Source organism: Pseudomonas sp. TE24901 (assembly GCF_054058375.1).
Map to the genome: position 1 here is coordinate 99,887 of NZ_JBSSAF010000019.1, position 13,429 is coordinate 113,315.

Below are 13,429 nucleotides of genomic sequence, written 5' to 3' on the forward strand. Positions count from 1 at the left end.
GACAAGCTTATGGGCAGTCTCTAGTGTGCTTTGGATCCAATTAGCCACACCCTTTTGAAAAGGAGGATAGCGTAACCGTGACGCAGAAGCCGAACCCTTTGAACAGCATCAAGATCAGTGGGCCTATTCCCGCGCACCTTGCGCGCGGCGTGATTGAAGAAACCCTGCGCAATGCCATCCTCGATGGCCGTTTGCCCTGTGGCACGGCCATGCGCCAACAGGAGCTGGCCAGCCTTTTCGGAGTCAGCCGCATGCCCGTGCGGGAAGCCTTGCGCCAGCTTGAAGCCCAGTCGTTGCTGCACGTGGTGACTCACAAGGGTGCCGTGGTTGCGCCATTGATCGAAGACAATTCGGCGGAAACCTACGCCCTGCGCATGCTGCTGGAATCGGAGGCGTTGCGCCTGTCGATCCCACTGTTGACGGCCGACGATATTGCCAAGGCAGACGCCTGCATCACCGCCCTGGAACAAGAAAAGGACTACACCGAAATCGGTCGCCTGAACCGGCTGTTTCATATGGCCTTGTACGGCAAGGCGCCGAACCAGCGACTGCTCAAACTGGTGGAGCACGGTTTGAACGAAGAGGAGCGTTTCCTGCGCTTCAACCTGGAAGCCATGGGGCTGGGCGAGACGTCCCAGGAAGACCATCGCGAATTGCTGAACCTTGTGGCCCAGAAGAAAACCGAGGAAAGCATCCTGACGCTACGCAATCACTTGATGCGAGGCATGGAAGTGATCACGACCTACCTCAAGGGCCTGGAAGCTGCCAGCAAGTAAGTCACGGTGGGGTTCTTTCGTGCAGAAAGAGCCCCGAGAGAAATAGCCTCCCAAACAACTATTCCTATTAAAACAACTGATATTAATGGTCCCGCTCGCCTTCAAGAAATGTCCCACCTTTAGTTACGCCCCCAACTTACAACTCAAATTATTTAGAAAAACTTCTAATAAATTCGTATACCCAGAGCCGTAACTAACCGGCTTATCATCTTTTATTACCAGACCCCACACATCTACCACCTTTGCACCACAGCGTGTGCAAGGCCTGGACCTATCTACTATTCGGCTATAAAAGCCAGACGCTGCTCTCACAGCGAACGCAACAACTTATAGGCATCAACCATGTATCAATCATTACTGGAACAGAAAAAACTTCATCTGTGCAACCACCCGCTGTTTATTGAAATAACCTCACACAGAAAGTTACAGCGTTTCATGGAAAACCATGTATTCGCAGTCTGGGATTTCATGACACTCGCCAAACGCCTGCAACGAGACCTGACATGCGTTCGATTACCCTGGCTTCCCCCTTCCGATCCACAGTCTGCTCGCCTGATCAATGAAATCGTATTGGCCGAGGAGTCCGACACGCATCCAACCGGCGGCCATTGCAGCCATTTCGAGTTGTACCTGGAGGCAATGGGCGAGGTGGGTGCCGACACGTCGAGCATCCATCGCTTCCTCGCATTGCAACGCCAAGGCGTGGACGCCCGCGCCGCCCTGCCCATGATCGATGTGCTTCCCGAGCTTGCCCGCTTTGTCGACAGCACACTGCACCTTGCCCTGAATGCACCGACCCATTGTGTGGCAGCGGTCTTTCTTCACGGGCGCGAGTGTGTCATTCCAGGGATGTTTGAACGCCTCCTGCACCAGGATGTGCTTATGCCTGGCCAGGCACCCGCCTTGCGCAACTACCTTGAGCGCCATATCGAACTGGACGCCCAGGAACATGGGCCCGCCGCAGAACAGTTGCTGGAACGCCTGGTGACTGCCGATCCGAACCACCGGCGCGAAGCCGATGAAAGGGCACTCGCCGCCGTAGAAAGCCGCATTACGCTCTGGGACGCCTTACGTACCTCGCTGCATGAGGTACACCCATGAACACCTGCGACTACCGCTCCATCGCCGATGACTGGGAGCATCGCGCAACCATTCGCACACGCCCCCGCCGCCTGCTGGAAGACGATGACAAGCTGATCTACCCGCTGTGCCGACAGCCCTTGGTGCTCAGCGCGACGTTTCTTGAACATTGCCCACAGTGGCGCGACTTTGCGCTGGTGCAGAGCTTCTATAAGTTCATCAATGACGTGGTGATTTTCGAAACCGAGATCGTCGACAAGACCGCCCGCCGTATTGCGAAGAACCGTTTCCCACAGCCCCTCCCCCTTGCCTGCCGATACGACGCGATGACCGTCGTTGTCGACGAGGACTACCACGCGCTGGTCGCGCTGGACTTCTTGCAGCAGACCGTGGCGTTGACCGGCATTGCTCCTATCGACATGCCCGAACAGATCGAGCTGAGCCACGCCTTGCCAGCAGCCCAGGCGCAGGTGCCGGCACATCTGCGCGATGCCATGGAACTGGTGGGCGTGGCGATTGCCGAGAACACCGTGACTCATGACGTGGCGGCGTTTTCCAAGGACAGCAGTATCAAGGCATCCGTACGCGGCTTGATGGCCGATCACCTGTTTGATGAAGGACGCCACGCGCTGTTCTGGACACGCCTGGTGCGCCTCTATTGGCAAACCGCGAGCGCGGATGACCGTGACAGCATCGCCCAAGCTCTGCCTATCTTCCTGGCACATTACCTGACCAATAACCTGCAAAAGCACTTCAACCTGCAGCTGATCGAACACTTCGATGTCAGCGCTGACGTTCGTACTGCTCTAAGGGCCGAAGTGGCGGCCATGGATTTTCCCATCGGCCGCCACCACCCGTTGCTTGCCAACATCATGGGGTTCCTGCATCACAGCGGCCTGCTGCAGACTGCGAGCGTGGCCCGGGCGCTGAACGACTATCTGCCGGTTACCGGGAGGCCAGCATGAGGCGCTTGACCATCGCGTTTGCCGGCATCAGCAAAGCCCTGGCGGCGCTGAGGCTGGAGCTGGAACAGTATGGGCATGTGGCAGGCGACGAGGCGGTCGACCTGTTGATAGAGGACGGCAGCCAGCCGGTACCCGCCCACCGTTACGAAGCCCCGCGAATCAGCCTGCGCCTGGGCGTGGGCCCCGTGGCCGAGTGCGGGTTGCCTGCCCTGCAACTGCGCAGCTACGACAATGCCCGGCACCTGCTGGCTACATTGGACCTGGCTGCACACCCCAGCGGTAATGGCCAGTGCCTGCGCCAGCAAGCAATCGCCGTGTTAACGGAGTGGGTGGCCTTGCAGGTCAGCGGCTTCTCACGGGACCCGGAGCATTTTCGGGAGGGCGCAACGGCCAATGATTGGCCCGAGAAGGGATTGCAGGCGTTGGATGCGCTGGCATTTGTGCATCATTTGAATCGCACGACCGATGAGACCTTGCTGCAGCAGGCCGAGGTCCCGTTGATCGAACAGTTGCAGGCCAGCCTACAGGCGTTTGCGTCGCGAACAGCCCTGAACCTCTCAGGCCGCGAGGTGACGTATCGCCAATTGCAGGCTCGTGCCCTGGTGATCCAACGCCAACTGTACCCGTTGCTCAAGACGTCAGAGACGGTCCCGGTGGTCGGGGTGTGCCTGGAGAAGTCAGTGGACCTGTACGCCAGCATGCTTGCCGTACTGGGCTGCGGCGCCGTCTACCTGCCACTGGCACCGGACCATCCCACGCGACGCCAACGGCTGATGCTGGAAAACGCAGGGGCGAGCGTTTTGCTGCACGGGGAGGCGCATCCGCTGCGCCATGAGTTCACATCGTTGAATGTCAGTGCGCACGCCCCGTTGAACAGACAGGCCATAACGCCGCTGATGCGCAAGCGCCCCGCTGCCGCCCTGCCGTGCATGGTGCTCTACACATCGGGAACGACTGGCCAGCCCAAGGGCGTCTTGCTGAGCCAAGGTAATCTTGCGCATTTCTCGACGTGGTTTCGTCGCCGCATGGCCGTCGACGAAAACAGCCGAGTCCTGCAATTTTCGCCGTTGAGTTTTGACTCCTCGCTGATCGATATCTTCCCCAGCTTGATCGCCGGCGCAACATTGGTCGTCCCGACTGCAGAGCAACGCCGCGACCCGCAACAACTGCTGGCGCTGATCAGCCAGCAGCACATCACCCACGGTTTCCTGCCACCGGCGTTGCTCAGCATCCTGCCCCTGAAGCAACCGCTGGGCCTGACACACCTGTTCACCGGTGGCGAGGCCTGTGAGCCCTGCGTGATCGATCGATTGGCGCAACAATGCCACTTGCACAACCTTTATGGCCCCACCGAAACCACCGTACTGGTCACCCATCGCACGCTGCGCCCTGGCGACGGTAATCGCAGCCTCGGTCGTCCCATCGCCAACTGCCAGGTACTGATACTCGATGACGACCTGCAGCCGGTCGGTGAGCACGTCATGGGCGAGTTGTACATCGTCGGCCCTGGCGTAAGCCTTGGCTATGTGGGCAGGCCTCAACAGGCACACGGCCCCTTCCTGGAACTGGACATTCCCGGAGGGCAAACCCTGCGAGCCTATCGCAGCGGCGATTTGGCAAAGTGGACAGCAGACGGCATCGAACTGGGCGGACGCCGCGACCAGCAGGTGAAAATACGTGGCTTTCGAGTGACCCCCCAGGAGATCGAACAGTGTGTGCGCAACAGCCGTCTGTTTCGCCAAGTGACCGTGGTGATTGATGATGATCAGCGGATCCGGGGATTTGCCAGCCAACCCGAAACGGGGGCCACTGTCGCCTGCCTGGCCGAGTACGCACAGCAATGGCTGCCAGATTACATGCGCCCTCAGATCTGGACGGAGTTGCCGCGCATGCCATGCTCCGACAACGGTAAGGTCGATCGCCAGGCTTTGCTTGCATGGCCGGTCACACGCATTGCATGTGCCGCTGCCGACACGGCACGAACGCCCCTGCAAACGCACCTGGCCGACCTGTGGAGCGAATTGCTGGAACGGCCCTCCGACGGGTTGCCCATCGACGTGAGCTTCTTCAACCTTGGCGGCCACTCCTTGCTGCTGTCGACCTTGTTGCTGCGGATTCGCGATCAGTTTGGGCGCAGTTTTTCCCTGAGTCACTTTATTGAAAGCCCAACGATTCGCACGCTTGCGGTGCTGATGGAAGACGGCGTGATGCCCGACAGGGTGACCGACCAGGCTTCATATGATGCTCAGCGGGAATGGGACTTCAAAACGCTGCCCGGCGATCACGTCGGTAACCCGCGCAAAGTCATCGTCACAGGGGCCAACAGTTTTGTCGGTGTCCATATCGTGCAGGCGCTTCTGGCGGGCGGCGCCACACACGTTGCGTGCCTGGTACGTGAATCACCCGAGCGTGCGGCGGATACCCGCTTTGCCGACGCCCTGCGCGAGTATCAACTGGAACACCTGGACCTGAGCCGAGTGCAGGTTTACGCAGCCGATATCAGCCGGCCCCGCTTAGGCCTGACCTGCGAGCGCTACAACGACCTGGCGCGCAATTACGGGGTACTCGTGCACAACGCCGCACACGTCAACCATGTGATGGACTATGCGTCTCTGGCCCCGGACAACGTCGTGCCGATAGCCGAGTGCGTGCGGCTGTGCGAAACCCACTGCAAGAAAGTCTTCAATTTTATCTCGACGCTGTCGGCCTCCAGCAGCCGCGATGCACAGGGGCATGTCCTGGAAGCCCCCGCCGCGGCGACACCACCGGTGTTCATCAAGAACGGCTACAACCTTTCCAAATGGGTGGCCGAGCGACAGTTGGGGCGCGCGATCGAACAAGGCGCGTGGGTGAATATCCACCGCCCCGGCAATATCAGTTTCAACACGCGCAACGGTGTCTGCCAACCCCACCGGAACCGCCTGATGCTGATGCTCAAAGGTTCGCTGCAACTGGGCCTGGTGCCTGAGCTGGACCTGAACTTCGACCTGATGCCGGTAGACTTCTTCGCCCGCTTCATTGCATTGCACTGCGGTGAATTTCACTCTGCCGCACATGTGTTCAACCTGCATAACCCACAGCCCTTGAGCTGGGCAGAGTACCTGGACGCGTTCAACCGCGCAGGCTGCCTGTTTGAGCGGGTAGACGTTGCGCACTGGCAACAGGCACTGCGTACGGTGGGCCAGGACAACGCGCTGTTCGGCGTGCTCGGGTTCTATCTCGATACCCTGGGGGACGACATCGGTGACACCTCGATGATTCTGCATGACAACGCGCGGCGAGGTGTTCAACGGATGGGTGAACAGTACCCGGCCAAAGACCCTCTCTTGCTGAGCAAAGGGTGCAACTACCTCAAGACCATCGGCTTTTTGTAAACCGCGTCAGGAAAACCTCATGAAACCGCTGCAACCCGATACATTGATTCGCAACCCACAGGCCAGACCGGTAGTGGCCGCTGCCGTTGTCACCAGCAGTGCTGCCCGCGTGTGGGATGTGGTGGGCCAGTTCGCCCGCTTCGATAGGTTCATTCCTGCCCTGGCCCGTATCGAAATGACCGGCACTGGAGTAGGAGCTTTACGCACGAAGTTCTTCAAGGACGGCCATTGCGTCGTGGAGCAACTCAACAGCCGTGATGAGCAGGCCATGCACATGACCTGGACCACCCTCTACAACACGCTAGGGATCGCCAGGCTGTGGGCGGCGATGAGCGTGGAGGCCCATGGCACAGAGTGTTCGAAAGTGGTGTGGACGATTATTGCCGAGCCCGTCGAAACGGCACACGCAGGTTTTGAAGCGTTTGTTCAGGCATTCGCCGACAGCGCCTTGGAGAACGTCCGCCGGCTATTCAGTTGAACAGCAGGAGCGAGGTGGCTCGCTCCTGCCCGTCCAATCAACGCGTCAGATCTTGAAGCTGTCGACCAGTTGCTTCAAGCGGCTGGCCTGTTGCGACAGCGCATCGCAGTCTTTCAGGGTTTCGTTGAGGTTGGCCACGCCCTGCTGGTTCAGCAGGTTGATCTGGTTGATGTCGACGTTGAGGGTCTCCACCACTGCGGTCTGCTCCTCGGTCGCGGCAGCCACCGACTGGTTCATGCCGTCGATCTCTACGATCCGCTGCGTCACGCTGACCAGGCGCGCACCGGCCTGGTTGGCCACTTCAACACTTTCCTCGCTGGAAGACTGGCTGGCGTTCATGGTGGTCACCGCTTCACGCGAGCCCACTTGCAGCGAGGTGATCATTTTGTGGATCTCCTCGGCTGACTCCTGGGTACGGTGAGCCAAGTTGCGCACTTCATCGGCCACCACGGCAAAACCACGCCCGGCTTCACCGGCGCGAGCCGCTTCGATCGCTGCGTTCAGGGCCAGCAGGTTGGTCTGCTGGGAAATACCTTTGATCACATCGAGGATGTGGCCGATGTTATCGGTGCTGGCATTGAGGGTTTCGATCTGAGTACAGGACAGGCTGATCTTCTGTGACAGCTCCGACATCGCCAGGATGGTTTGCTCAACGACCTTGCGTCCATCGTCGGCCTGCTCGCTGGCCCCGCTGGCGTGCTGGGAAGCATCGGCAGCGTTGCGGGCGATCTCTTGGGTGGCAGCACCCAGTTCGTTGATCGCCGCAGCCACGCTGTTGGTACGTGCACTCTGCTCGTCGGAGCCGATGATCGAGGCGTTGGACGACGCCATGACACGCTGGGACAGATCGTGCACCTGACGGGTTGCCGAGGACACTTCGGAGATGGAGGCGTGAATACGCTCGACGAATTGGTTGAATGCACTGCCGACTTCGCCGAACTCGTCCTTGCTGGTGACATCCAGGCGGCGGGTCAGGTCGCCTTCGCCTTGGGCAATGTCCTGCATGGCCACGCCCATGGTGGTCAACGGGCGTAGCAACACTTGAATCAACAGACTCAAGAGCACGGCAATCACCACCACCGCGATCAACATGGCGATCAATGCAGAAGTACGGAATTTGCCCAGCGGAGCGTAGGCCTTGTCTTTATCGATCGACAGACCGATGTACCAATCTGCCCCCGGCAAACCGCTGATAGGGGTGAACGACAGGATGCGATCCTGGCCGTTGAGCACGACTTCCTGGTTGACCTTCTCGATTCGAAGAGGGGTGCCCGGGTAGATGTCCTTGAGATTTTTCATCACCTGGTCCTGATCCGGACTGACGATGACCTGGCCGTCAGCGCTGACCAGGAACGCGTGGCCGATACCACCGAAGTCGACCGAGTTGATGATCTTCACCAAGGTCTGCAGGCTCAAGTCACCGCCGACCACACCCAGCAGTTCGCCGTTCTTTTTCACCGGCATGGCGATGGTGACGATCTGGCCACCCACTGCGGCCATGTAAGGCGGAGTGAGCATGGTTTTATCCGCTGCCACCGCTTGTTTATACCAAGGGCGCTGACGAGGGTCGTAACCGTCGGGCATCTTGGCGTCAGGACGCTGTGTGAACACGCCGTTGGTTTGGCCGACGTAGGTGAACTGGAAGTTCGAAGTGAACGCAGGTTGATCGACCAACCCTGGGAGGTCGGCACCGCTGCCTTGGTGGGCGACGTTCTGCGCCAGGCTTTCGAGCACCAGGATGCGGCCACTGAGCCAGTTCTGGACGCTACTGGCGGTGAGTTCGCCGGATTGCTGGATGGACGACTCCAGGTTTTGCTTGATGGTGCTGCGCTGCAGGTAGTCGTTGTAGAGCGTGAATAACGCGAAGGCCAGAACCACGACGCCTGACGCGGCCAACAGAATTTTATGACTGAACTTGAGATTCATTTCATCGACTTCTTTTGCCAAAGGGGGTGAGCGTGCCGAGTGGAACATTCCATGTAACGGGATAGGCGGACTCTCGGGCCGCTCTATTTCGGTGCACGCATGGCTCATCAGGCTTTCGGCCAAGCTCCGGCAAATCTTAGAAATTTGTGAGAAGCATCCTCTTTTGACGTGGGAAACCGACCAGCGGTACAGCCGCACGCCTCAGCGATTGCAAAATCTTTCAGCCTTCCCGACAATGCGACTAATTATCATTTGTGACGCTTGGCCAGGCCTGTGTGAATGCCATCTTCTGACTACATCCCGTGTGAAAGTGTTGTGCAGACGCTCTACAGCACCCATCACCATTGGCTCAACACATGGTTGCGCAGTCGCCTGGGTAATGCCGCCGATGCCGCAGACCTGGCGCAGGACACCTTTGTGCGGCTGCTGCAGAAAACCGAACGCTTCGAACTGAAGGCACCTCGCGCTTTTCTGCGCACCATTGCTCGGGGTTTGGTGATTGATCACTGGCGTCGTGAAGAAATAGAACGTGCTTATCTCGACGCTATTGCGCATCTGCCGGAGGCATTAGCGCCAAGCGCTGAAGCCCGTGTGTTGGTGCTGGAATTGCTGGAGGAGGTCGCCCGGCTTCTGGAAGGCTTGAAGCCCAAAGTGCGTAAGGCTTTTCTGCTGGCTCAGTGCGATGGGCTGGCGTACAAGCAGATTGCGCAGCAGATGGGCATCTCGTTGCGGTCAGTGGAGCGGTATGTCGCGCAAGGGCTCTATCACTGCTACGTCCTGCGGTATGGAACATGAATGCTTCCCGGCACGGCCCCGACTCCCAGGTCGTCAAACAAGCCATCAGTTGGGCGCTGCGTCTGCGTCACAATCGGGCCAATGTGCGTCTGCATGCGCAATGTGAACACTGGCGCGAAGCCCATGTTGATCACGAGTTGGCCTGGCAGCGGGTACAGGCGCTTCAGCAGGAATTGAACAGCCGGCTGACGGCGATCCCTGGGGCACACGCGGCGTTGGAGAGCAGCGCACAGGGGCTCGATCGCAGGCAGGCGCTGAAGGTGTTGTCTGGCATCGTATTGGTGGGCTCGGCAGGCTGGATCAGCAGGGATCTGATGGGCTGGCAGCGCTGGACGGCCGACCTCGCCACCGCCACGGGTGAGCGGCGCAACATTCAATTACCAGATGGCACTCGTCTGCAACTCAATACCGACAGCGCAGTGGACCTGAGCTTCGATCCTCAGCAACGCCTGATCACGTTGCTGCGCGGGGAGATCCTGGTCAATTGCGGCGCCGTGTCGCCAACGCCCCTGCTGGTGAAGACCCGCCATGGCCTGTTCGAAGGCATCGATGGGCGCTTTACCGTACGCCAAGAGCGCGATTGCACACGGTTGAGTGTGGTCAGCGGCAACGTGGCCATTCACTCTCCTCATACAGCCGGGGGACTGTCCACTCAGGCCCACTCGGGGCAGGACTATCTTGTGGACCAGACGCAAGCCGTCGTTGCTCCGCCTCTGGACATGGATGCAGGGGCCTGGGCCGACGGATTGATCATCACACGAGGCATGCGGCTTGAGGATTTCCTGGCAGAAGTGGGCCGCTACCGACAGGGTTATCTTGGCTGTTCGACCGATGTTGGCGATTTGAGGCTGTCGGGCGTGTTCCGCCTGGAAGACACCGACACGCTGTTGGCGATATTGCCCAAGACACTCCCGGTTCAGGTGCGCTATCGCACACGTTGGTGGGTGAGCCTGGAACGGTCCACCTGATTTTTTATGTGCTGCATCAACTTTTTTTGGCGGCTTTTTTCCGTGAGCCCGGCTTAGACAGTAAGCCTCTCAACCTGCCTTCGTCGGCCTCTACGGATATTGACCATGACTGTGCGTTTTCAAACCGATTCATCTGTCTTACCCCACCCTTTGCTAGCCAACGCCATCCGCGCCGCGCTGTTGTCGACGGCACTGGGGTTGGGTGCGCTGCCGACTGTCGGCATCGCCGCGCAATCAGGCACTGAACAGATCCACCGGCACTACGATATCCCCGCCGGTTCGTTGAGTGACGTGCTCAATCAGTTTGCCCGTGAGGCAGGTATCACCCTCTCCAGCACGCCGTTACAAACCCAGGACAAACAATCGATCGGATTGTACGGTGACTATTCGGCTGAGCAAGGCTTGAACCAATTGCTTACCGGTTCGGGGTTGCAGGCAGAATCGCAGGACGGCGTCAGCTTTGTTCTACAGGTGTTGCCGAAAAGCGCCACGCTGACTTTGCCCAGCACTGACATCAAAGGCTTCGCCCTGGGTAATGCCTTGGGCAGCATGGACGGCTATAACGCGACCCATAGCCAAATCGCAACCAAGACCAGCACCGCCCTGCTTGAGACCTCCCAAAGCGTTTCAGTGGTGACGCGTGAACAGATGGACGACCAGGGCTCCCAGACCGTCGCGCAAGCCATGCGTTACACACCTGGCGTGTTGACCAACCCTTATGGCGCAACCCATCGTTATGACTACGTGGCCATGCGCGGTTTCAACGATGGATCGGTCGACAACATCTATCTGGATGGCCTGAAGTCCATGGGGGACAGCGGTACCTACAGCACGATGCAGGTGGATCCCTACTTTCTGGAACGGGTCGACATTCTTAAAGGACCGTCTTCCGTGCTGTATGGACGCAGTTCGCCGGGCGGCCTGGTGGCGCTGACCAGCAAGAAACCACTGTTCGAACCTTATCATCAGGTTCAAGCGACAGTTGGCAGTCACGGGCAACGGGGCATGGGTTTCGATTTCAGCGGGCCGGTGGACGACGACAAGCGCATTGCCTATCGACTGACTGGGTTAGCGGACAAGTCTGACACCCAATTCGACCATGCCAAGGAGAAACGCTATGCATTGGCTCCAACGCTGAGCATCGATTTCACTGAGGACACTTCGCTTACGCTTCAGGCCTATTTGCAGCATGACCCTGATGGCGGTTATCACGGGGGGATGCCAGCGGATGGCGCGTTGCATCAACGCAACGGGCAGCGGATCTCGAGTCATTTTTTTGAAGGTGAACCTGGGGTCGATGGTTACAAACGTGATCAGCAATCTTTCGGTTACCAGTTTGAACATCGCTTCAATGATGCGCTTACGGCCCGACAGAATTTCCGTTACCTCGACTCCAAGGTGCAACTGGATCAGGTGTACGCCTATGGCTGGACCACACCGACCAGTAACGAGCTGAACCGCTATTACTCGGGAGGTGATGAAAAGCTGCATGCGTTCATCATCGACAACATGCTGCAGGCAGAAATTTTTACCGGTGCGACCAAACATACCGTGTTGTTGGGGGCCGATTATCAACGTCGTAAGACGGTGGTGGACTGGACCAGTGGGTCGCTGCAGCCGATCAACGCGTTTAATCCGGTATACGGCAATTCCGCTATCAGCTACTACAGCCCGACCAGTTACTTGCGGCGTCTGGAGCAGACTGGCGTCTATCTGCAAGACTTGGTCGAAATGGATAAGTGGCGGTTCTCTCTCGGGCTGCGCCAAGACTGGGTGCAGACGTCTGATGAAAACCGCATCGCGGAGGCGAGCCGCCCCGTGGGTACTGAGATCAGTGACAAGCGGACCAAGCTCACAGGGCGTGCAGGGGCGTTGTACCTCTTTGATAACGGCCTGGCGCCCTATGTCAGCTATTCAGAATCCTTTAACCCTAACTCCTATTCCGACAGCGCCGGCAACCCGCTGGCACCGACCGATGGCACACAATGGGAGGCGGGCTTGAAATATCAACCGCCAGGCACCGATAACCTGTTCACGGCGTCGTGGTTTCGCATCGACCAGGAAAATCTGGCAACCAAACTGCCGCAAGAGAATTTCTATCGGGCTGTAGGTGCTGTGCGCTCCCAAGGGCTTGAATTGGAAGCCCATATGCAACTGACCGACAGCCTGAAGGTTTTGGGCAGCTACACCTTCACGGATATCAAGTACTCCAAGTCGATGGTGAGTACGTTGAGCACGGCTGACAATCTGATAGAAAACAAAGGTAACTCACCGACCCAAGCACCTCGTCACATGGCGTCGGTATGGGCAGACTACAAGTTCAATAGCGGGGCCTTGGATGGCTTGCGTCTCGGGGGCGGGGTACGTTACGTCGGGTACAGCTGGGCGGATGCAGAGAACACCATGAAGGTACCTGCCTATACCTTGTTTGACGCGTCGATAGGTTATGACTTGGGCAAGGCAGGGTTGAAAGGTGTGGATGTCCGGCTTAATGCCAACAACCTGTCTAACGAAACCTATGTCGCGTCGTGTGCGAGCCTGAATTTCTGTTACCTGGGCGAGGAACGCAATGTCAGTGCGACGGTGAGCTATCAGTTCTGATCCATGACTGACTAAAAAGCCAGCGCCTGATTTCAGGTGCTGGCTTTTTTGTGTTTGCCGATTGGGGCTGCCCTCGTCGTTTAAGGGCGTGGACAATTCGCGTCCTTAAACGACAAAACCCCTGTCTGCTTTAGCAGACAGGGGTTTCGGAATTCAATCTTGACGATGACCTACTCTCACATGGGGAAACCCCACACTACCATCGGCGATGCATCGTTTCACTGCTGAGTTCGGGATGGGATCAGGTGGTTCCAATGCTCTATGGTCGTCAAGAAATTCTGTATACCAGCCCGTTGTGTTAACAACGTCCCGGTGAAATTCAGGGACTTCTACATAAACAAAACCCCATCTGCTCTCGCAAATGGGGTTTTGGAATTTAATCTTGACGATGACCTACTCTCACATGGGGAAACCCCACACTACCATCGGCGATGCATCGTTTCACTACTGAGTTCGGGATGGGATC

9 protein-coding genes and 2 rRNA genes are annotated in these 13,429 nt (G+C 58.2%); 8 read left to right on the forward strand and 3 right to left on the reverse strand.

Annotated elements, in window-relative coordinates:
* The first annotated feature begins 77 nt into the window (after positions 1 to 77).
* The 5 genes from ACVWVP_RS28345 (at position 78) to ACVWVP_RS28365 (ending at position 6,673) form a co-directional block, all read left to right on the forward strand.
* Complete coding sequence (locus tag ACVWVP_RS28345; RefSeq protein WP_178918710.1) at positions 78 to 776, forward strand: GntR family transcriptional regulator; 699 nt, start codon at positions 78 to 80, stop codon at positions 774 to 776.
* A 342-nt stretch (positions 777 to 1,118) separates the two neighbouring features.
* Positions 1,119 to 1,877, forward strand: coding sequence for a DUF3050 domain-containing protein (locus tag ACVWVP_RS28350; protein ID WP_457409306.1), 759 nt, complete (start codon positions 1,119 to 1,121; stop codon positions 1,875 to 1,877).
* Positions 1,874 to 2,821, forward strand: coding sequence for a diiron oxygenase (locus tag ACVWVP_RS28355; RefSeq protein WP_457409308.1), 948 nt, complete (start codon positions 1,874 to 1,876; stop codon positions 2,819 to 2,821). The genes ACVWVP_RS28350 and ACVWVP_RS28355 overlap by 4 nt, the downstream gene beginning before the upstream one ends.
* On the forward strand, positions 2,818 to 6,195 hold the full coding sequence (locus ACVWVP_RS28360) for an amino acid adenylation domain-containing protein (RefSeq protein WP_457409309.1): 3,378 nt from the start codon (positions 2,818 to 2,820) through the stop codon (positions 6,193 to 6,195). Before ACVWVP_RS28355 ends, ACVWVP_RS28360 begins: the two co-directional genes overlap by 4 nt.
* Before the next feature lie 19 nt (positions 6,196 to 6,214).
* Positions 6,215 to 6,673: an SRPBCC family protein gene (locus ACVWVP_RS28365; RefSeq protein ID WP_178924224.1), complete on the forward strand. Its 459-nt coding sequence runs from the start codon at positions 6,215 to 6,217 to the stop codon at positions 6,671 to 6,673.
* 45 nt (positions 6,674 to 6,718) lie between these two features.
* On the opposite strand, the gene ACVWVP_RS28370 is transcribed toward ACVWVP_RS28365, so the two are convergent.
* Entirely contained in the window at positions 6,719 to 8,599 is a 1,881-nt protein-coding gene (locus tag ACVWVP_RS28370) for a methyl-accepting chemotaxis protein (RefSeq protein WP_457409311.1), read from the reverse strand.
* A 279-nt stretch (positions 8,600 to 8,878) separates the two neighbouring features.
* On the opposite strand from ACVWVP_RS28370, the gene ACVWVP_RS28375 reads away from it, so the two are divergent.
* The 3 genes from ACVWVP_RS28375 to ACVWVP_RS28385 all read left to right on the forward strand — a co-directional run bounded on the left by ACVWVP_RS28375 (position 8,879) and on the right by ACVWVP_RS28385 (position 12,963).
* Positions 8,879 to 9,394 carry a sigma-70 family RNA polymerase sigma factor gene (locus ACVWVP_RS28375; RefSeq protein ID WP_178926118.1) on the forward strand — a complete coding sequence of 172 codons (516 nt, stop codon included), beginning with the start codon at positions 8,879 to 8,881 and terminating at the stop codon, positions 9,392 to 9,394.
* The gene (locus ACVWVP_RS28380) at positions 9,391 to 10,362 is read left to right on the forward strand and encodes a FecR domain-containing protein (RefSeq protein WP_457409314.1); all 972 of its coding nucleotides are present in this window, start codon (positions 9,391 to 9,393) and stop codon (positions 10,360 to 10,362) included. The genes ACVWVP_RS28375 and ACVWVP_RS28380 overlap by 4 nt, the downstream gene beginning before the upstream one ends.
* Positions 10,363 to 10,467: 105 nt before the next feature.
* Positions 10,468 to 12,963 carry a TonB-dependent siderophore receptor gene (locus tag ACVWVP_RS28385; RefSeq protein ID WP_457409317.1) on the forward strand — a complete coding sequence of 832 codons (2,496 nt, stop codon included), beginning with the start codon at positions 10,468 to 10,470 and terminating at the stop codon, positions 12,961 to 12,963.
* Positions 12,964 to 13,120: 157 nt separating this feature from the next.
* Here ACVWVP_RS28385 and rrf (ACVWVP_RS28390) read toward each other — a convergent pair.
* Both rrf (ACVWVP_RS28390) and rrf (ACVWVP_RS28395) read right to left on the reverse strand, forming a co-directional pair.
* Positions 13,121 to 13,236: ribosomal RNA gene (gene rrf, locus ACVWVP_RS28390) — 5S ribosomal RNA — on the reverse strand.
* 107 nt (positions 13,237 to 13,343) lie between these two features.
* Positions 13,344 to 13,429, reverse strand: a 5S ribosomal RNA gene (rrf, locus tag ACVWVP_RS28395); the annotation flags it as partial.